Source organism: Sorangium sp. So ce726, assembly GCF_051521405.1.
Taxonomy (GTDB): Bacteria; Myxococcota_A; Polyangia; order Polyangiales; family Polyangiaceae; genus Sorangium.
In genome coordinates this window covers 6,298,639-6,318,733 of sequence record NZ_CP150349.1, presented here as the reverse complement: position 1 = coordinate 6,318,733, position 20,095 = coordinate 6,298,639, and the positions used below count along the sequence as shown (strand labels likewise).

15 protein-coding genes are annotated in these 20,095 nt (G+C 70.3%); 13 read left to right on the top strand and 2 right to left on the bottom strand.

Going from position 1 to position 20,095, the window contains the following annotated elements; all coding sequences use genetic code 11:
- Positions 1 to 309: 309 nt before the first annotated feature.
- Together WME79_RS23590 and WME79_RS23585 are read left to right on the top strand one after the other, a co-directional pair.
- A complete protein-coding gene (locus WME79_RS23590) occupies positions 310 to 1,128 on the top strand; it encodes a HugZ family protein (RefSeq protein WP_437539193.1) in 819 nt (272 codons plus the stop codon).
- A 156-nt stretch (positions 1,129 to 1,284) separates the two neighbouring features.
- Positions 1,285 to 2,229: a hypothetical protein gene (locus WME79_RS23585; protein ID WP_437539191.1), complete on the top strand. Its 945-nt coding sequence runs from the start codon at positions 1,285 to 1,287 to the stop codon at positions 2,227 to 2,229.
- Between the two features lie 45 nt (positions 2,230 to 2,274).
- Here the strand turns inward: WME79_RS23585 and WME79_RS23580 are convergent, their stop codons facing one another.
- Positions 2,275 to 3,564: a PAS domain S-box protein gene (locus WME79_RS23580; protein ID WP_437539189.1), complete on the bottom strand. Its 1,290-nt coding sequence runs from the start codon at positions 3,562 to 3,564 to the stop codon at positions 2,275 to 2,277.
- Between the two features lie 314 nt (positions 3,565 to 3,878).
- Here WME79_RS23580 and WME79_RS23575 point away from each other — a divergent pair, with 314 nt between their 5' ends.
- From WME79_RS23575 to WME79_RS23525, 11 genes are all read left to right on the top strand, one after another.
- Positions 3,879 to 5,012 carry a lysylphosphatidylglycerol synthase domain-containing protein gene (locus WME79_RS23575; protein ID WP_437539187.1) on the top strand — a complete coding sequence of 378 codons (1,134 nt, stop codon included), beginning with the start codon at positions 3,879 to 3,881 and terminating at the stop codon, positions 5,010 to 5,012.
- A 46-nt stretch (positions 5,013 to 5,058) separates the two neighbouring features.
- A complete protein-coding gene (locus WME79_RS23570) occupies positions 5,059 to 6,135 on the top strand; it encodes a hypothetical protein (protein ID WP_437539185.1) in 1,077 nt (358 codons plus the stop codon).
- A complete protein-coding gene (locus WME79_RS23565) occupies positions 6,132 to 6,944 on the top strand; it encodes a cytidylyltransferase domain-containing protein (RefSeq protein WP_437539183.1) in 813 nt (270 codons plus the stop codon). The genes WME79_RS23570 and WME79_RS23565 overlap by 4 nt, the downstream gene beginning before the upstream one ends.
- Complete coding sequence (locus tag WME79_RS23560; protein ID WP_437539182.1) at positions 6,941 to 7,807, top strand: transketolase; 867 nt, start codon at positions 6,941 to 6,943, stop codon at positions 7,805 to 7,807. The genes WME79_RS23565 and WME79_RS23560 overlap by 4 nt, the downstream gene beginning before the upstream one ends.
- Complete coding sequence (locus tag WME79_RS23555) at positions 7,807 to 8,745, top strand: transketolase family protein (protein WP_437539180.1); 939 nt, start codon at positions 7,807 to 7,809, stop codon at positions 8,743 to 8,745. Before WME79_RS23560 ends, WME79_RS23555 begins: the two co-directional genes overlap by 1 nt.
- A 16-nt stretch (positions 8,746 to 8,761) precedes the next feature.
- Positions 8,762 to 10,141, top strand: a complete 1,380-nt coding sequence (locus WME79_RS23550; RefSeq protein ID WP_437539178.1) for an aminotransferase class III-fold pyridoxal phosphate-dependent enzyme — start codon at positions 8,762 to 8,764, stop codon at positions 10,139 to 10,141.
- Positions 10,142 to 10,150: 9 nt separating this feature from the next.
- Complete coding sequence (locus WME79_RS23545) at positions 10,151 to 10,960, top strand: SDR family oxidoreductase (RefSeq protein ID WP_437539176.1); 810 nt, start codon at positions 10,151 to 10,153, stop codon at positions 10,958 to 10,960.
- A 13-nt stretch (positions 10,961 to 10,973) separates the two neighbouring features.
- Positions 10,974 to 11,486, top strand: coding sequence for a KdsC family phosphatase (locus WME79_RS23540; protein WP_437539175.1), 513 nt, complete (start codon positions 10,974 to 10,976; stop codon positions 11,484 to 11,486).
- Positions 11,487 to 11,569: 83 nt separating this feature from the next.
- Entirely contained in the window at positions 11,570 to 12,493 is a 924-nt protein-coding gene (locus WME79_RS23535) for an N-acetylneuraminate synthase family protein (protein ID WP_437539173.1), read from the top strand.
- A 26-nt stretch (positions 12,494 to 12,519) separates the two neighbouring features.
- Positions 12,520 to 13,401, top strand: coding sequence for a sterol desaturase family protein (locus WME79_RS23530; RefSeq protein WP_437539171.1), 882 nt, complete (start codon positions 12,520 to 12,522; stop codon positions 13,399 to 13,401).
- Positions 13,402 to 13,690: 289 nt separating this feature from the next.
- Positions 13,691 to 17,698: a chemotaxis protein CheB gene (locus WME79_RS23525; RefSeq protein WP_437539169.1), complete on the top strand. Its 4,008-nt coding sequence runs from the start codon at positions 13,691 to 13,693 to the stop codon at positions 17,696 to 17,698.
- A 44-nt stretch (positions 17,699 to 17,742) separates the two neighbouring features.
- Here the strand turns inward: WME79_RS23525 and WME79_RS23520 are convergent, their stop codons facing one another.
- Complete coding sequence (locus WME79_RS23520) at positions 17,743 to 19,926, bottom strand: hypothetical protein (protein ID WP_437539167.1); 2,184 nt, start codon at positions 19,924 to 19,926, stop codon at positions 17,743 to 17,745.
- Positions 19,927 to 20,095 lie beyond the last annotated feature (169 nt).

The following is a 20,095-nucleotide window of genomic DNA, read 5'->3' as shown; positions in this document are numbered from 1 at the left end:
GGAAGCAGCGCACTCGCTGTCGACCGTACGTTGCGCGTGCGGCATTGCGGTGCCCGAGGCGGCATGCGAGCGCATCGTCGCGTGGTCCAGGAGAACGCGGAGCACCTGGAGCACTGACTTGGAAGGTCGCCAGCGTCGGGGCGCTCACCGGAGTGTTCGACGAGTCGAGCTGAGCTGACGACGAACAGGGGCCGCCCGGAGCGTACCGATTCCGCCATCGAGCAGCTCGAGATCGGTGCGCCGCGCAGCGTCCCCGAAGCGCACGTGCCCCGGTTTCGCCGGCCCTCCCGGCGTGCTACCCGCCCTTCCATGTCGACGAGCACAGACCACGGCCGCCCCGGCGCCGGCCCGGAGCCGGCGGCGGACCCACCTCTCCAGGGCGCGAAGGCGCCGAGCCACGCCGAGCGCTGCCGCACGCTGGCGCAGCGGGCCCGCGCCGCCACGCTGTGCACGCTCGCGCGGGATCCCGCCGGCTATCCGTACGGCTCGCTCGTCGCCGTCACCGTGGACGCGCACGGGCGCCCGCTGCTGCTGCTCTCGGCGCTCGCCGAGCACACAGGCAACCTCAAGGTCCGCGCCGAGGCGTCGCTGCTCCTCGCCGAGCCCGCCGAGGGCCTGGCCGACCCGCTCGCGCTCGGCCGGATGACGCTGATCGGCCCGTGCCGCCCGCTCGAGGGCGCGGATGCGGCCGCCGCCCGGACGAGCTTCCTCGCGACGCACCCGCGTGCGTCGTACTACATCGACTTCACTGATTTTTCTTTCTACCGGCTCGATCCGGTGTCGATCCGCTACGTCGGCGGCTTCGGCCGCATGTCCTGGGTCGAGGCCGACGCGTACACGACCGCCGAGCCCGATCCGCTCGCCGCCGACGCCGCGGGCATCCTCGAGCACATGAACACCGACCACGCCGACGCTGTCCTCGCGTACGCGAAGGTCCTTGCCGGGATCAAGGACGCCACCGCCGCCACGATGACCTCGGTCGATCGTTACGGCTTCGAGCTGGACGTCATCACGCCGGCGGGGCCGAAGGCGGCGCGCCTCTCGTTCGGTGCGCCGGTCTCGGCGACGGACGAGGTGCGGAAGGCGATGGTGGCGATGGTGCGCGAGGCACGCGGCCGCACCGCCTAGCGGCGCGCCGCGCGGGCGCTGTCCTTCCGCCGCTGGCGCGGGGGCGGCCGCCTTCCGCCATGGCGGCGCCAGCCCCGGAGCGCGCTCCTCCTTGCCAAGACGACGCTGATTCCGGCGCTCCGGCCCATGGCACGCGATCTGCCGAGATCGCGCCGCATGGGAGACGCCGACATCACCTTGCGCCACATCGCGCGACGGTTTCCTGACGACCTGGCGTCCGTCTTTGTCCCCGAGGACGGGTCGGTCGAGGTCCTCGGCTGGATAGACACCCAGGTCACGAAGCTCGAGCGACGCGTCGACAAGGCGCTGCGCCTGCGCATCGGCGCCGAGCTGCGCGTGCTGCACGTCGAGTTCTGCTTCGCGTTGCGCGACGACGTGCCCGACCAGATGTTCGAGTACCTCGGCTTCCTCTTTTCGGCGCTCCGGCGCGAGGCTCCCGGAGCGCCGGTACCGCCGATCGAGAGCGTCGCCGTGGTCCTCTCGGGTCGCAGGCGGCGTCTGCCCGCGACAGGGAAGCGCCGCACCTCCTGGCGCGGGCGGCGGTTCAGCGGCACGCACTTTCGTGTCGACGCGGTCTACCAGCGCACGATGGCCGAGCTCCGGGCGCGAGGCAGCGTGTTCTGGCTCGTGTTCGCCCCGCTTACCAGGGACGCCACCGCCGCAGCGATGCGTGAGGTCGTCGCGGAGATCTCCGCGCGGGCGGCGACCGTCGAGGAACGGATCGAGCTATACACAGCGCTCCTGGTCATGGCCGCCATCGACCCCTGGGAGCACAACTTGCGGAAGGAGCTCGTCATGCTGATGGAGGACAGGGAGACGGAGAAGAAGCTGCTCCGGACCATACCGATCATCGGGGAAATGCTCGCCGAGGCCGAACAGGAAGGCGCGAAGGCGGCCGCGAAGGAGGCGGCGCAGAAGGCCGTCGCCGAGCTCCTCGGCCGCCTCTTCGCGCGGCGGGTCGGGCGCCAGCCGACCGCCGAGGAGGAGCGCTCGATCCTCGAGCGCGCACAGGCCATCGGGCCGGGCGAGGTCGAGGACGCCCTGCTCGATCTCGACAGCGATGCGCTGGTCCGCTGGCTCGCCGAGCCGATCCGCCGCTGACCCGAGCTCGATCCTGACGGCGATGTCTCGCCGGTGCGCAGCCCGTCACCCGTCGCGGCGCCGCGGGCTGCCCGACCTCCTCCCGCCGCGGCGCGAGCGCCCCAGCGCGTGGTGGAGCCCGCTCTGGAGCGAGCTCAGCGTGACGAGCTCCCGGAGGTCGATGCCGATACCCACCATCGTCTGCGCCACCTCGGGGCCGACGCCGGTGAGGATGACCTCCGCGCCGAGCAGCTTGACCGCCTGGGCCGCCCTGATCAGCGAGTCCGCGATCTCGGCGTCCACCACCGGCACGCCGGTGACGTCGAGGATGACCGTGGCCGCGCGCTGCGCCACCACCCCCTGGAGCAAGCGCTCCAGCAGCTGCTCGATGCGCACCCGGTCCAGCCTCCCGACGAGGGGCATCACCAGGATCCCCGCGTCGAGCGGGATGAGCGGCGTCGAGAGCTCCCGGATGGTCGCCTCCTGCGCGTCGATCATCTGCGCTTGAAGCGCCGCGCGCTCCGCCTCGGCCCGCCGGAGCTCGGTCACGTCGTACCCCTCGGCGATCAGGAGGACGCTCTGGCCCAGCATGTCGAAGATCGGCTTCATCTTCAGGTCGAGCGTCGCCACGCGCCCGCCGGGCCCGTGGATCTGGACCTCGCACGAGGACGGCTCGCCCGTCGCTGCCCGGCGAACGCACTCCCTGATCCGCTCCCCTGCGCGCGCTCCGCCGACCCAGAACGGCGCCTGCCAGAGCGGCCCGCCGCGCGCTTCGCCCGGCCGCGCCCCGGTGAAATCGGCCATCGTCCGGTTGCACTCGATCAGGTCCCCGTGCGGGGTGAGCAGGCCGATGAACATCGAGGTCTCGTCGAAGATCGCCCGGAACTTCTGCTCGCTCTCGCGCAGCGCCTGCTCGCGCTTCAGCTGCTCCGTGAGGGGGCGCGAGAAGGCCGAGAAGAACTGCTCATCACCGCTCTGGACGAGGTGAGAGCTGACCTCGACGTCGATGAGGTGGCCGTCCTTGTGCCGGTGCCTCGCGAGGAAGCGGAGCGACCCCTTGGCCTTGACCTCGTCGATGACCGTGGCGATCTCGTGCGGCGGCCGCGGGTCGATCTGGCCGATGTTCATCGTCAGGAGCTCGCTCCGGTCGTACCCCACGATGCCGGCGAAGGATGGATTGCAGTCGAGGATCTCGCCGTTCATCCCGACGACGTGGAACCCCTCGCCGGCCGCCTGCAGGATCAGCCGCGTCCGTTCCTCCCGGCGCTCCAGCTGCTCATGGAGCCTGTCGATCTCCTTTCGCAATCCGGCGTTCTCCACCCGGAGCCGCTCGATGCTGTCCTGATCCGTCTCCACGTTCGCTCTTCCTTCCATCCTTCCGGCCGCCCCCCTCCCACCCCGCCGAGGAGCCGCTCTCTCCTCCCGCGCGTCTCCAACAAACCAGGAAGATAGCCGATCCCGGCGTCACGCCGCGCGCTCCTCGGCTGCCCGAGCGCGTCGGGCGCGGTCGACCAGAGCGGTCGAGCCCGCCGCATCGCCGCGGTGTCGCGGCGTGCCGCGGTGTGTCGCGGCGGCGTTGCGCCCATGACATCAGCGCGCGACGCGCCTGCGCGATACGAGCACACGCCCTCGACCTTAGGCCCTCGGCGGCGCCGGAGCGCGAATGTGCGATGACCCTCCTTGCCCGTGACGCCCACGATGAGCCGCTCCCCGGGGCGCGATCCCGCCCGGGCGCGGGCGCCCTCGCGCTGAGGTGGCTCGGGGTCGCCGTCGCGGCGGCGGCGCTCTGGAGCACGCTGCGCGGCGCGGATCTCCCGAGCGTGGCGGCGCTCATCGCCTCGGTGGGAGCGCCGATGATGGCGCTCGCCCTGGTCCCCAACCTCGTCGCGCGGCTCCTCCAGGCCGAGGCGAGCCGGCGCGTCTTCGACACGTGCCACCCCGCTTCCGGGCGCCCCGCGCCGTTCTCCCGGTATCTCGCGCTCACGCTGTCGACCGAGGCGCTCAACATGAGCGTCCCCGCTGGCGCTGCCCTCTCCGAGTCGGTCACGTTCTATCTGCTGCACCGCTGGTGCGGGATCCCGGGGCCGCAGGGCGTCGCCGGCATCGCGGCGCGCAGGGCGCTGATCGTCCTCGCGAACGCGGCGTATGTGGCGATCGCCCTCGCGCTCGGCTTCGGCCACCTGGAGCGCGCCTCGCGCCCCCTGATCGGCGGGCCGGGGCTCCCGTGGCTCGTGGTCCTCTCGGGGCTCGGCCTGCTCGCCGTGGCGCTCGCGCTCGGGGGCGCGCTCCTCTCGGGCACTGTCGCGTCGCGGGTCTTCGCGTGGCTCAAGCGTCTGCCCGGCCAGCGCGTGAAGGCCTATTTCGAGGCGAGGGAGGCGGCCTTCTCCGCGACCGACCGGCACGCGGCCGCGCTCGGGGAGCGCCGCTCTGCGCTCGCGGCGGCGGCGCTGCTGCTGCTCGGGATGTGGCTCGCCGAGGGGGCGGAGACGTACTTCTTCCTCCGGCTCCTCGGGGTCGACGTCTCGTTCGCCGAGGTCCTCTCGTTCGAGGTCGTCCTCGCGCTCCTCCGCGCCGCCGCCTTCATGGTGCCTGCCGGGCTCGGCGTGCAGGACGCCGGCTATGTCGCCTTCCTGACCGCGCTCGGCGTGCCCGCCGCGGCCACGGTCGGCGCCGCCTTCGTCCTCATCAAGCGCGCCAAGGAGCTCGTGTGGATAGGGCTCGGCCTGCTCGTGTTCTTCGGCGGCCGGGCAGCATTCCGCCCGGCGCCCGCCCCCATGGCGGGAAGCGAGGTGACGAGAGGGTGAGACGTCGTGGTGATGAGATGACGCGAACTTAAAATGATGAGGTGAGATGATGTCGAGAAGCAAGGCGCTGTTCATCTGTGGATCCATCAACCAGACGACGCAGATGCACCAGATCGCCCGGGAGCTCCCCGAGGTCGACGCGTACTTCACCCCGTATTACGGCGATCGCGACGCCGAGCTCTTGCGGAGGCTCGGCGCGCTCGAGGGCACGATCGGCGGCAACAAGCTGCGCGGCCGCTGCCTCGACTACCTCGGGGAGCACGGCCTCCCGGTCGACGACGGGGGCCGGCGGGGCGATTACGACCTCGTCCTCCACTGCTCCGATCTCGTGTGGCCGAGCAACATCACCGGGAAGAACGTGGTGCTCGTCCAGGAGGGGATGACCGATCCCGAGAGCCTCCTCTTCCCGCTCGTCCAGCGGATGCCGTTCCTGCCGCGGTGGCTCGCGGGCACCTCGGCCACCGGCCTCAGCGACCGGTACACGCGCTTCTGCGTGGCGAGCCCGGGATACCGCGACCTCTTCGTCCGCCGCGGCGTCCGGCCGGAGAAGATCGTCGTCACCGGGATACCGAACTTCGACGACTGCGCGCGTTACCGCGACAACAACTTTCCCTTCCGGCACTACGTGCTCGTCTGCACATCGGACATCCGTGAGGTGTTCTGGTACGAGAACCGCGAGAAGTTCATCCGCAAGGCCCGCTCGATCGCCGCCGGGCGCCCGCTCCTGTTCAAGCTCCACCCGAACGAGAAGGTGTCGCGCGCGGTGGCCGAGATCTCGCGGTTCGCGCCCGAGGCGAGCGTCTTCACGGGCGGGTGCGCCGAGCACATGGTCGCCAACTGCGATGTGCTCATCTGCCAGTATTCCTCGCTGGCCCACGTCGGCCTCGCGCTCGGCAAGGAGGTCCACTCGTTCTTCGACCTCGACGAGCTCCGGCGGCTCTTGCCCCTCCAGCACGGGCGCGCCGCCAGCAACATCGCCGACGTGTGCCGCTCCCTGCTCGCAGGCGAGGGGCGCGCCGCGCGGGGGCCCGCCGCGGCCGACGCGCCGGCCGCCGCGCGGGGCGGCCGGCGCGGCCTCCCGGCGCGCACGGCCGCCGGCGAGGCGGAGGAGGTGAGGGCGTGACGACGCTCGTCGTGATCCAGGCCCGCATGGGATCGAGCCGCCTGCCCGGCAAGGTGATGCTGCCGCTCGCGGGCCGGCCGCTCCTCCAGCGCATGATCGCGCAGGTCGCCGCCGCGCGGTCGCCCTTCAAGCTCACCGTGGCCACCACGGTCGACCCGGCCGACGACCCGATCGCCGCGCTCTGCGCTGCGATCGGCGTGCGGTGCTTCCGCGGCCACCCGACCGATCTGCTCGACCGCCATTACCACGCTGCTGTGCTCGCTGGCGCCGATATCGTCGTGAAGATCCCGTCGGACTGCCCGCTCATCGATCCGGACGTCATCGATCGTGTGCTCGCGTTCTTCCGCAATACAGAGGGCCGCTACGATTACGTGAGCAACCTCCACCCTGCGACGTATCCCGACGGAAACGACGTCGAGGTCATGACCATCGCGGCGCTCGAGCAGGCGTTCCGCGAGGCGCGGCGCCCGCTCGAGCGCGAGCACACGACGCCGTTCCTCTGGGACAACCCGGGCCGCTTCCGGCTCGGCAACGTCACCTGGGAGACCCGGCTCGACGCCTCCATGTCTCACCGGTTCACGGTCGACTATCAAGAAGATTACGATTTCGTGAAGGCCGTTTACGAAGCGCTCTCCACCCCCCAGAATTCCGTCGTGAGGCTCGGCCCCATCCTCGAGCTGCTCGCCGCGCGCCCGGACATCATGGCCATCAACGCGAGGTACGCGGGCGTCAACTGGTACAGGCACCACCTGGGCGAGCTCAGGACCGTGTCCGCCAGGGAGACGAGGGTGCCTGGAGACACCGCATGAACGAACTCGGCCCGTCCTGCCGCGCGGAGCTCGCCGCGCTCGCGCTCCGCGTCCGGGAGCACATCGTCCGGATGTCGGCGGACGGAGGCTGCTTCATCGGCGCCTCGCTGTCGTGCGCCGACATCCTCGTCTACCTCTACGCGCGCGTGCTCAGGATAGCGCCGGCGACAGCCACGGATCCGGGGCGCGACTACTTCTTTCTCTCGAAGGGGCACGACGTCCCCGCGCTCTACGGCACCCTGGCGGAGCTCGGCTTCATCCCCAGGGCGCGCCTCGAGAACCACCTCAAGCCCTCGGATCGCATCTACTGGCACCCGAACCGCGCCGTCCCTGGGGTCGAGTTCCACTCCGGCTCTCTCGGACACCTGCTCTCGGTGGCGATCGGGGTCGCGCTCGACATCAAGCTCCGCGCCGAGGACGGCCGCGTCTACGTGCTGCTCGGCGACGGCGAGCTCGACGAGGGCTCGATCTGGGAGGCGTGCCTCGTGGCGCACGCCCAGGGGCTCGACAACCTCGTGGCGATCGTCGACAGGAACGGGTTCCAGGCCAACATGGCCACGGAAGATCTCCTCCCGCTCGAGCCCATCGACGAGAAATTCAGGGCGTTCGGCTGGTCGGCGTCGACCTGCGATGGACACGACTTCTCCTCGCTCGCGGCGGCGCTTCGGGGCCTCCCGCGCGAGCCCGACCGGCCGACCGCGATCATCGCGCGGACCGTCCGCGGCAAGGGGCTCCCCAGCATCGAGGGGCGCGCGGATCGCTGGTTCGTGAGCTTCACGCGCGCCGAGGTCGAGGCGCTGCTCGCGGAGCTCCACGGCGGCGGCCCGGCGGCGGTGACGTCCGAAGCGCGGATCGTGAGGTGATGAAGGTGCGTTACGAAGAGGCGCTCCTCGCGCTCTGTCAGGGCGACCCCCGGCTCATGGTGATGACCGCCGAGAACCGCGCGGCGATCCGTGGCCTGCCCCGCCGCCTCGGCGGCCGGTTCATCGACGTCGGCATCTGCGAGCAGACGATGATCGGCGCCGCCGCCGGCCTGGCGCTCCGCGGGCGCATCCCGATCGTCCACGCGCTCGCCACGTTCCTCGTGATGCGCGCCTTCGAGTTCATCCGCACCGACGTCGGCATCCCGGGCCTGCCGGTGAAGCTCATCGGCGCGGTGCCGGGCTTCCTCTCGGAGGCGAACGGGCCGACGCACCAGGCGCTCGAGGACGTCGCGCTGATGCGCGGCGTGCCGGGAATGCAGGTGTTCTGCCCCGCCGACGAGGCGGAGCTCGTCGCCTGTCTCCCCCAGGTCATCGCGAGCCCCGCGCCTTGCTACGTGCGCTACACGGCCCTCCCGCAGCGGTCTCCGCACCCCGAGCCGCCCGCGATCGGCAGGGCTGAGGTTCTCTCCCAGGGGCGCGACGTCGCGATCCTCACGTATGGCTTGCTGGTCGGCGAGGCGCTCTCTGCAGCCGAGTCGCTCGCCGCGCGGGGGCTCTCGGTGCGCGTCGTGAACCTCCGCTGGCTCAAGCCGATCGACGAGGACGCCGTGCTCGACGCGCTCGCCGCGGCGCGCCTCACCGTCCTCCTCGAGGACCACTTCACGACCGGCGGGCTCGCCTCGATCGTCGCGGAGCTCTGCCTCGCGCGCGGCGTCGCCGCGCCCGTCCTGCCGATCTCGCTCGGGGATCGCTGGTTCACGCCCGCGCTGCTCGCCGACGTCCTCGAGGAGGAGGGCTTCACCGGCCGGCAGATCGCCGCCCGCGTGCTGGCCGAGCTCGACCGGCGATCGTCGCGCTCTGCGCCTCCCACCCGCTGAGCCGGAGAGAGATCTCATGAGCCCTCCCAAGCAAAGCCGATCCGATTCGAGCGGTCCGAGCCCGGCGGACGCGCTCCACCCGCAGCACGCCTCGTACCCTGACATCACCCGATCGAACGCGCTGTTCGAGCGCGCCCGCGGGCTCATCCCGGCGGGGACGCAGACGCTCGCGAAGGGCCCTGGCCAGTGGGTCCGCGGCGTCTCGCCGAAGTACCTCGTGCGCGGCCGGGGCGCGCGCGTCTGGGACGCGGATGGCAACGAGTTCATCGATCTCGTGATGGGCGTCGGGCCGATCTCGCTCGGATACGCGTATCCCGCCGTGGATCGCGCGATCGCGGAGCAGCTCGCCGAGGGGATCACCTTCTCGCTCATGCACCCGCTCGAGGTCGAGGTGGCGGAGCTCGTGCGGGAGGTCGTCCCGGGCGCGGAGATGGTCCGTTTCAGCAAGACCGGCGCCGACGTCACCAGCGCCGCCGTGCGGCTCGCCCGCGCCTTCACCGGCCGCCGCAAGGTGCTGTGCTGCGGATACCACGGCTGGCACGACTGGTACATCGCGGTCACGGACCGGAGCGCGGGTATCCCGAGCGAGGCGAGGGATCTCACCTTCACCTTCCAGTACAACGACCTCTCGAGCGTCGAGGAGGCGCTCGACGGCGACACCGCGTGTGTGATCCTCGAGCCGACCGTGTTCGAGGCGCCGGCGCCCGGGTTCCTCGAGGGCCTCGCCGCGCTCTGCCGCGAGCGGGGCGCGCTCCTCATCTTCGACGAGATGTGGACGGGCTTCCGGCTCGCGCTCGGCGGCGCGCAGGAGCGCTTCGGGGTGAAGGCCGATCTCGCCTGCTTCTCCAAGGCGGTCGCGAACGGCATGCCGCTGTCGATCCTGACGGGGCGGCGCGACGTCATGCGCCTCTGCGAGAAGGACGTCTTCTTCTTCACCACCTTCGGTGGAGAGGCCTTGTCGCTCGCCGCCGCGAAGGCCACGATCGAGGAGATCCGCGACAGGGCCGTCCCCGAGCGGCTGGCCGAGCAGGGCAAGAAGCTGAAGGACGGTTACAACGGCCTCGCCCGCGCGCTCGACATGCCGTACACCGCGTGCTCCGGGCCCGAATGCCGCTCGATCGTGACGTTCTCGGGCCCCGAGCCGCTCCTCCTGAAGTCGCTCGTGCAGCAGGAGATGCTCGCGCGGGGCGTGCTCTGGGGCGGCTTCCACACGATGTGCTTCTCGCACACCGACGAGGACGTGGCGCGGGTGCTCGAGGCTTATGGAGAGGTCCTTCCGATCCTCAGGGACGCCGCCCGCCGCGGCGACGTCGCGGCGCGCCTCCGGGGCGAGCCGGTCGAGCCGGTCTTCCGGAAGACCCACAACTTCCACGTCAAGCCGAGGCCCGTGGGCTGAGGAGATCCGATGAGCACCACCGTTGCTTTCTCCCTCGACGGCCGCGTCGCCGTCGTCACCGGCGCCCTCGGGCTGCTCGGGAGGCACCATTGCCGCGCGCTCCGGGACGCGGGCGCCCGCGTGATCGCCGCGGATCTCGACCACGCCGCCTGCGAGCGCTTCGCCGCGGAGGAGGGGCTCGCGGCGGGGCAGGGCGTCGACATCACGCGCCGGGCCGCGGTCGAGCGCCTCACCGACGCGGTGCTCGCGCGGTTCGATCGCGTCGACGTGCTGGTGAACAACGCCGCGGTGAACGACAAGTTCGAGAGCCCCGCGGCCTCGGCCGAGCTGTCCCGGTTCGAGAACTACCCGATCGAGCTCTGGCAGCGCGCGCTCGACGTCAACGTGACGGGCACGTTCCTGTGCTGCCAGGTGATCGGCGCGCACATGGCCCGGCGGCGGCGGGGGAGCATCGTCAACATCGCTTCCACCTATGGCGTCGTGGCGCCGAACCAGTCGATTTACCGGCGCCCCGACGGGACGCAGTCGTTCTACAAATCGGTCGCTTACCCTGCGACCAAGGGGGCCGTGCTCTCGCTCACGCGCTTCGCGGCGGCGTACTGGGGCGCGGACGGGGTGCGGGTCAACGCGATCTCACCCGGCGGCGTGGAGGCCGGGCAAGAGGGGTATTTCATCGAGAACTACGCCAGCAAGACGCCGCTCGGCCGGATGGCGAAGCCGGAAGAGATCACGGGGGCGCTCGTGTACCTCGCGAGCGACGCCTCGAGCTACGTGACGGGCGCGAACCTGCTCGTCGACGGCGGCTTCACGGCGTGGTGAGGCGGGCGCTCCGATGATCGAGCTCCCCGAGGCCGAGCTGCGCCTGCGGGCGCGCCGGATCCGGCTCGTCCTGACGGACTGCGATGGAGTCCTGACGGACACCGGCGTGTATTACTCTGAGCGTGGCGAGGAGCTGAAGCGCTTCTCCCTGCGCGACGGGATGGGCGTGGAGCGCCTCACGCGCGCCGGCGTCGCGTCGGCGATCGTGACGGGCGAGACGTCGCCCAGCGTGCGGCGGCGCGCGGACAAGCTCGGGATGCGGGTGTTCCTTGGCGTCCGCGACAAGGAGGCTCACCTCCCGGCGGTGCTGCGGGAGGCCGGCGTCGCGCGCGGCGAGGTCGCGTACATCGGCGACGACGTGAACGACCTCGGGATCCTGCGAGCGGTCGCCGAGGAGGGCCTCACCGCCGCGCCCGCCGACGCCGTGGCCGCTGTCTTCTGCGCGGTGCACCGCCGGTGCGAGGCGCGCGGGGGCCACGGGGCGTTCCGCGATTTCGCCGACTGGATACTCGAGCTCGCGTCGTGAGCCGCGCCTCGCCGCCCTCCGGGGCGGCCGGCGCGGGCGCGGCGCGCGCGCCCCGCGCGGGCAATGGAAATGGAGGTTAGCTCATGTGGTCATCACCTGCTGTCGTCAAGATCGGCAATCGGCTCGTGGGCGACGGCGAGCCCGTGTTCGTCATCGCGGAGATCGGCATCAACCACAACGGCTCTCTCGAGATCGCGAAGAAGCTCATCGACGGCGCGTGCCTCGCGGGGTGCGACGCCGTGAAGTTCCAGAAGCGCACGCCGGAGAAGTGCGTGCCGCGGGACCAGTGGCACATCGAGCGCGACACGCCCTGGGGCCGGATGACGTACATCGATTACCGGCATCGGGTCGAGTTCGGCGAGCGTGAGTACGCCGAGATCGATCGCTACTGCAAGGAGCGAGGCATCCTCTGGTTCGCCTCGTGCTGGGATGAGGAGTCGGTCGAGGTGATGGAGCGGTTCGACCCGCCCTGTTACAAGGCGGCTTCGGCGGCGCTGACGGATCACGCCCTCTTGCGCGCGATGAAGGCCACGGGGCGCCCGCTCATCGCGTCGACAGGCATGTCGACGATGGAGGAGATCGAGGCCGGGGTCGCGGCGGTGGGGCAGGGCAAGCTGCTCATCGCGCACGCCACGTCGGCGTACCCCTGCGCGCCGGAGCAGCTCAACCTGAGGATGATCGCGACGCTCAAGGCGAGGTACCCGCGCTGCCCGATCGGCTATTCCGGCCACGAGACGGGGCTCGCGCCGTCGGGCGCGGCGGTGGCGCTCGGCGCCACGTTCATCGAGCGGCACATCACGCTCGATCGGGCGATGTGGGGCACCGACCAGGCGGCGTCGGTCGAGATCGTCGGGCTCGTCAAGCTGGTCGCGAACCTGCGCGACATCGAGCGCTCGCTCGGCGACGGGATCAAGCGGGTCTACGAGAACGAGCTCGCGCAGCGGAAGAAGCTCGCAAGGGTGCGCCCGTCGGACGGCGCCACGGCGAGCGGGGCGCGCGCCGACTGAGGCGGAGCGAGGCGGGCTGAGGGGCGATGCTGCTTGACGTGCTTGGTGACTGGAGGGTCCTCTCGCCGCTGCTCATCGCGGGCGCGGCGGGGGGGCTCATCGGCCTGGAGCGGCTGTTCCCGTACGATCCGGGCCAGCGCCTCTTCCGCAAGGGGTTCTTCAACGACTTCTTCCTTTACACGCTCGCGCAGAGCTATGTCCTCGGCCTCGTCATCGACGCGATCATCCGCGCGATCGACGGGGCGGCGGGGCCAGGGCGCCTTCACCTGGTCACGGGGTGGCCGGTCTGGGCGCAGCTCCTCTTCTTCTTCGTGATCCACGACTTCTATATCTACTGGTTCCACCGGCTCCAGCACTGGTCGCCGATCCTCTGGAGGACGCACGAGGCGCACCACTCGGTGGAGGACGTCGACTGGCTCGCGGGGTCGCGGTCGCACCCGATCGAGATCTTGATCAACCAGACGGTCGAGTTCGCGCCGATCGTGCTGCTCGGCGCCGCGCCCGAGGTCGCGCTGATGAAGGCGACGCTCGACGCGGTGTGGGGGATGTACATCCACTCGAACATCGACGTCCGGACAGGCCCGCTCCAGTGCGTGATCAACGGGCCGGAGATGCACCGGTGGCACCACTCGGGCGTCTTCACCGGGTACGGCTTCAACTTCGGGACGAAGCTCGCGGTGTGGGACTGGGTCTTCGGCACGGCGTACCGTCCGGCCGGGGAGAAGCCGCCCTGCTACGGGCTCGTGGGGGTCGAGTTTCCGGAGGGGTACCTGCGGCAGATCCTCTATGCGTTCCGGAGGGAGGAGGGCGTCGCCCGCGACAGCGCGGACGACGCTCCCGAGGCGGGCCCGGCATCGGGGGAGAGGGCTCCGGAGACCCCGACGAAGGGCTCGCCGGCCGCCGTGTGACGAGCCACGCCTGAGAGGGGCCCCGCTCCCTGCGCACCATCACCGCCGGCCATGAGCCGTTGCGAGGCCACAAGACTCACATGGGGCGCGCAGCGAGGCAATTTGCCACACATCTGATATCCGCCCGCCGCCGAAATTCCGGGGATTTTGGCCCCGCTGAAGGCGTTCGCGAGCGGCCCCAGCCTGGGCACGCTTGCTGCCGTCGAGGTCGGCTATGTCGACCGAGCGCGAGGTGCGCGATGCCACAAAGACAAGAACACGCACAGTCCGGCCAGAGGTAGCGCCTTACGTGGTAGGGATCGGCGCTTCGGCGGGGGGGCTCGAGGCGCTCGAGCACTTCTTCGAGAACATCCCGAAGGACAGCGGGATGGCCTTCGTCGTGGTCCAGCACCTGTCGCCAGACTTCAAGAGCCTGATGGACGAGATCCTCGGGCGCCGCACCGAGCTGCCCATTCACCTCGTCGAGAACGGCATGCTGGTCGAGCCCGACCACGTCTATCTGATCCCGCCGAAGAAGGAGATGATCATCTCCGGAGGCCGCCTGCTCCTCAGCGAGCGGGATCGCGACCAGGAGCTCGCGCTGCCCATCGACGTGTTCTTTCGATCCCTCGCGCAGGACTGCGGCCCGCGGGCGATCGCCGTGGTCCTCTCCGGGGGCGGCAGCGATGGCTCGCGGGGGATCCGCGCGGTTCACGAGGCGGGCGGGCTGGTCGTCGTGCAGGACGTCGACAGCGCGCAGTTCGATGGGATGCCGAAGACCGCGCGAGACGCCGGTGTGGCCGACTGCGTCCTGCCTCCCCAGGACATGCCGCGCGTCCTCCTCGAGCACGTGAGGTCCAAGGGACATCGGCCGGAGCGGGACGCGGTCAGCGTCGATCAGGGGATGAGCGCGGTCTACAGGATGCTCGAGGAGCAGTTCGGCATCGACTTCACGCACTACAAACCGAGCACCGTCACCCGGCGCATCGAGCGACGGATCCAGCTCGCGCATACGGACGATATTGAACAGTACGTCAAGCGCTTGAAGAGCAAGTCGAGCGAGCTCGACGTGCTCTACCGTGATCTCCTCATCGGCGTGACGCGCTTCTTCCGGAACGAGGAAGCGTTCGGCATCCTCGAGCGCTCGGTGCTCCCCGAGCTCCTGCGCGCGGGACCGCAGGACGCCCCGTTCCGCGTGTGGGTCGCCGGCTGCGCGACGGGCGAAGAGGTCTATTCGCTCGCCATCCTCCTCCACGAGCTCACGTCCGGGAGCGGCCACCGCCCGTTCAAGGTCTTCGCGACCGACGTGCACCATGGATCGCTCGAGATCGCGACGCGCGGGCTCTACGAGGAGGAGGCGGTGGTGAACGTCTCCCCCGAGCGCCTCGAGCGGCACTTCATCCGGCGCGGACGCAGCTACCAGGTTGTCCCGGATCTCCGCCAGTCGGTGGTCTTCGCGCACCACAACGTGATCAAGGACGCGCCGTTCACGCGCGTCGACTTCATCAGCTGCCGCAACGTGCTCATCTATCTTCAGCCGGCGGTGCAGCAGAAGGTCCTGAGCCTCTTTCACTTCGCGCTCAACCGCGGGGGCGTGGTCTTCCTCGGGCCCAGCGAGACGCCGGGGCACCTCGCGCACGACTTCGAGATCGTCGACAAGCAATGGCGGATCTACCGGAAGTACAGCGACCGGCGGATGCAGGTAGAGCCCCGCTTTCAGCCGGTATCGCCGAAGGCCCGGAGCGCCCCGCGCTCGGGGATCGCCGCGCCCGTCGCGCGCCACCCGGCGTCGCACCTGCTCGGGACCTACGACGCGCTGCTCGACGAGTTCATGCCTCCGAGCCTCCTCGTCAATGACACAGGGGAGCTCGTCCACGCGTTCGGCGGCGCGAGCCGATTCCTGAAGGTCAGGGATGGCAGACAGGGGCTCGACGCCTTCGAGATGCTGGACGGCGACCTCAAGCTGGTGCTGACGGGGGGCCTCCGGCGCGTCATCAAGGAGCGCACGGCGATCGTGTTCAAGGGGGTGCAAGCGGAGGGCGGCGTCTACAAGATCACGATGCGCCGGGTCGAGAGCCGACGAGGCACCTTGCCCCACGTCCTCATCACCTTCGACGCGATCGACGGGGCGCCGCGACGGGCGGCGATGCCGGTGAAGGAGATCGACCTGGACGACGTATCGCGCGAGCAGCTCGGCGCGCTCGAGGCGGAGCTCGGTCACACGAAGCAGACGTTGCAGGCGATGACCGAGCAGCTCGAGGCGAGCAACGAAGAGCTGCAGGCGGCGAACGAAGAGCTCCTCGCTTCCAACGAGGAGCTGCAGAGCACGAACGAGGAGCTCCAGAGCGTCAACGAGGAGCTTTACTCGGTGAACGCGGAGTACCAGCGGAAGATCGCTGATCTGACCGAGCTCGGAAACGACATGGAGAACCTCCTGTCGAGCACGGACATCGGCACCATCTTCCTCGATAGGGAGCTCAAGATCAGGAAATTCACGCCGCAGATCGCGGAGAGCTTCAACCTGCTCTTGCAGGACGTCGGCAGGCCGATCGAGACGTTCACGTATGCGGTCGACCACCCGGAGCTCACCGCGGATCTCAAGCGCGTGCTCGCGACGGGGGAGCGCGTGGAGCGCGAGCTGCGCGACCGGCATGGTCGCTCGTTCTTTCTTCGCATCCTCCCCTACCGTGCCAAGGGCACCATCGCGGGGGTCGTGCTCACGCTCATCGACGTGAGCGGCCTGAAAGCGGCGGAGGACGCGCTCTTCCACGAGCGCTATCTCCTGAATAGCCTGCTCCGCAGCGTGCCCGACGCGATCTACTTCAAGGACGCGCGCGGCCGGTTCATTCGCACGAACCACGCCATGGCGGATCGCCTCGGCCTCGCCGATCCAGGCGAAGCGGCGGGCAAGACCGGCTTCGAGCTGCCTGGGTACGAGGCGGCGCTCGCCGTTCACCAGCAGGACGAGGTGGTGCTGCGGACCGGCGAGGCACAGCATTACAAGCTGGAGCAGCGCGTACGGCAGGATGGCGCCGTGGAGTGGGACCTCGTCACGCGGCTCCCGCTCATCGATGCGGCGCGCCACATCGTGGGTATCATCGGGATCTTCCGGAGCGTCACCGCGCAAAAGCGATCGGAGGAACAGATCAAGGACGCCGTACGCAGGCGCGACGAGTTCCTCGCCATGCTGTCGCACGAGCTCCGCAACCCGCTTGGCGCCATCGTCCACGCCACGGCGCTGCTCAAGGAAGACTGCTCCGCGCCGGACGGCGCGTCCGGGCTCGACGAGAAGGTCGTCCAGATCCTCGAGCGTCAGTCCACGCAAATGGCGCGCCTGCTCGACGACCTGCTGGAGGCGAGCCGCGTCACGCAGAACAAGATCGAGCTTCGAAAGCGCGTGCTCGACCTCGGCTCGGTGGTGAAGGACGCCGCCGACGCGGTGAAGAACCTCATGGACACGCGCGGCGTCGATTTCTCGGTCGTGGTCGATCCCGAGCCGATCTGGGTCGAGGGCGACCCTGCGCGGCTCCAGCAGGTTCACGTGAACCTGCTCAACAACGCTGCGAAGTACACCTCGCGAGGGGGTCATGTCACCCTGGAGGCGCAGCGCGTGGACGACCACGCGGTGGTCCGCGTGAAGGACGACGGCGTCGGGATCCCGAGGGAGATGCTCGACACGGTGTTCGAGCTCTTCGTGCAATCGAGCCGCACGCTGGACCGATCGGCGGGAGGGCTCGGCGTGGGGCTCACCCTCGTCCGAGGCCTCGTTGAAAAGCACGGCGGCACCGTGAGCGCGCGGAGCGAGGGGGAGGGCAAAGGGTGCGAGTTCGAGGTGCGGCTGCCGATCTCCGAGCCGTCCTCCGAGGAGGAGGCGACGCGCGGCTCGCTCCTCGGGGAGCTCTCCAGGAGATCGCGGGTCGTCGTCGTGGAGGACAACGACGACGGCCGCGAGGCGCTCTGCGCGCTCCTGACGCGCGCCGGGTTCGATTGCCATGCGACGGCTCACGGGATCTCGGGGATCGAGCTCATGGACGAGGTGCTCCCGCACGTGGCCATCGTGGACATCGGGCTGCCGGGGATCGACGGCCTCGAGTTCGCGCGCCGCGTTCGCGAGAAACCCCAGCACAAGGACGTCTATCTGATCGCGCTCACCGGCTACGGGCAGCAGGGGGACCGCGAGAGGGCGCGTGAAGCCGGGTTTGACGAGCACCTCGTGAAGCCCGTCGATCTCGCCACGCTCAAGCGGCTGCTCGCCGAAGGAGAGCCAGTGACGGGCGAGCGCGGCGCCGGAAGCGCTCGCCCGGCGGGCCCCTCCTGAGCGCCGCGCGTCCTCGCCCAGCGAACAAGCTTATCTGGAGACGGTCATTCGAAGGCGATCGACCAGCCGCTCGAGCCGCAGCACTCGAAGGAGATCTGCCCGTCGTCACCGCCGCCGCCGACCATGCGGAGCGTGGCCTGGCTGGACACGACGCCGCTCACCGCGAAGCTCGTATCGCAAGCGGCGGTGACCTCGAGGGGAGTCGGCCCGTCGAAGGTCACGACGAAGTCGGCGGTCTCGCCGTCGTTGCAGCCGACCGAGATCCCGACGCTCGCGATCCGGTGTTCACCGCCGAGATCACAGGGATACTCGTCGCCCACCAAGATGGAGCCCGCGCCGGGGCAGAGCACCTCGCGAGGCCCGCACGGGGCGCAAGCGCCGCCGCAATCGACGCCGGCCTCGCCCTCGTCCTCCACGCCGTTGAAGCAGGGGTCGTCGCCGAAGTCGCCGAGCCCGTAGACGCAGAGCTGGTTGGAGAACGACGGGAGGAAGACCTTGCCGTCGGCGATGGTGGGCGGCGAGAACTTGGCGAAATCCCCGCAATCGTCGCGCGCGGCGACCTTCTGCGAGGTCCAGAGGACGCGCGAGAGATCCGAGGCATCGAACGCCTCCAGGATCCCCGGGCGCACGGCCTGGTTCGCGTCGCCGCGGAGCGGGTGCGTCGCCCAGAGGATGCCGGTGCCGGGGGCGCCGCCGTTGGCCGAGAGCGAGAGGATCCCGCCGGGCATGCCCGGCGGCGCCGGCCGCTCGCTCTGGCCAGCCGGCTGGAACTGCGCGCCGTCCCAGCGGAAGCCGCGGAGGTAGTTGTTCTCCCCCCACACGTAGATCATCGGGCCGCCCGGCAGATCCCAGACGATGGGGGAGCCGTGGACGTGGTCCGGCGTCACCGGGAACGTCTGCAGTATCTGCGTGTCGCCCTCCGGGTTGAACCCGCCCAGGTCGTGGCGATCGAGCACGTACACGTAACCGCCCTTGCCCGCGCCGACGAGCAGGTTCGAGCGGGGCAGGAGGAGCGCGCCGGACGAGCCGAGATCGAGGTCGAGCTCGTTGAGGTAGTCGACGTTGTACGGCGTGAAGTGATCGAGCACCTCGAGCTCGGGAGACAGCCGGACGACGCTGCTGCCGAAGTTCTCGGCGCCGTCGAAGGTGCCATTGCCGGTCAGGAGGTAGACGCTGCCGTCGGCGTCGACGCTCACCCCCTGCCCAGCCATCCAGATGCCGCCCGCCCAGCCGCCGGGCGTGTCGTTCCAGACCGCGCGCTGCTCGAGCGTCGCCGCGTCATGGGCGAGGACCCAGCCGTGGTAAGGCCCGGTGTCGCAGTAGCCGGCGAAGGCGATGTAGATCATGCCGTTCGCGAGCGTGAGCGCCGGCCTCTGGTTCTCGATCGCCGGGTCGAACGCGAGGGTGCCGTCCACGCTGCCGTCGCCGGTGCCCGGCACGCTGGCCTCGAGGACGACCGGGCTGTTCGGCCGTTCCGCGCCGGTGGCTAGATCGAGCGCGCGGAGCCGATAGACCTGCTCGCCGCCGTTCTCCTTGGTCTTGGCGACCACGTAGATCGTGCCCGTCGCGCCGTCGATCACGGGCGTGCTCAGGATGCCGATGTTGCCGCTGATGTCCCGGTAAACTCCGCACGCCTGGCCGACGTCGAGGTGGTCGACCGGCGTCACGCCGTTCGCCGGATCGTTGAAGTTGACGTGCCAGAGCGGCTCGCCGGCCTGCGGGTCGCGGGCGTCGAACGCGTAGACCGAGTTGTTCATCGTGGCGACGTAGACGACGTCGCGCGCGCCCTGGCCGGGGATGGCCACGCCGGGCACGTAGAGCGGCTGCGCGTAGATCTGGTCGTCGACGGCGCGCCGGAACAGGAGCCCGAACTGGCTCGCGTTCACGTTCTCGGTGGTGAGCGTGGTCTCGGCGAGGTTCGCGCCGGTGCGCTCGTTGTCGTTGTGGAACGTGAGGACGCGCGTGCTGCCCGGCGCGGCGCCGCCGCCTCCGCCGCCCTGCTCCCCCGCTCCGGCGGAGCCGCCGTCGCCGCCGTTGCCGCCGTCGCCGCCGTTGCCGCCGTTGCCGCCTCCGGCGCCGCCCGCGCCCGGGGTCGGCGACACGACCTCCGGAGCGACGCACGACGCGGCCGCGGCGCAGAGCGCCAGGGAGAGCCCGAGCGCGGTGATGGACGTGAGATGCCGGCGCGGGGCGCTCACGCGCCGGCCTGTGGAGAGAGAGCTTGCCATGACGAGCCTTTCGATGAAATCGGACCGAAGCGCGCCGGACGGGGCGGGCCGCGATGGCTCCGGACGACCGGCGACCGACGGACGACCGACAGAGGCGTCGCGGTGGATGCTCGCCTCTCGCTCATGAATACACCCGGCTCATCCGTCCTTCATGTCATAGCGCCCTGCC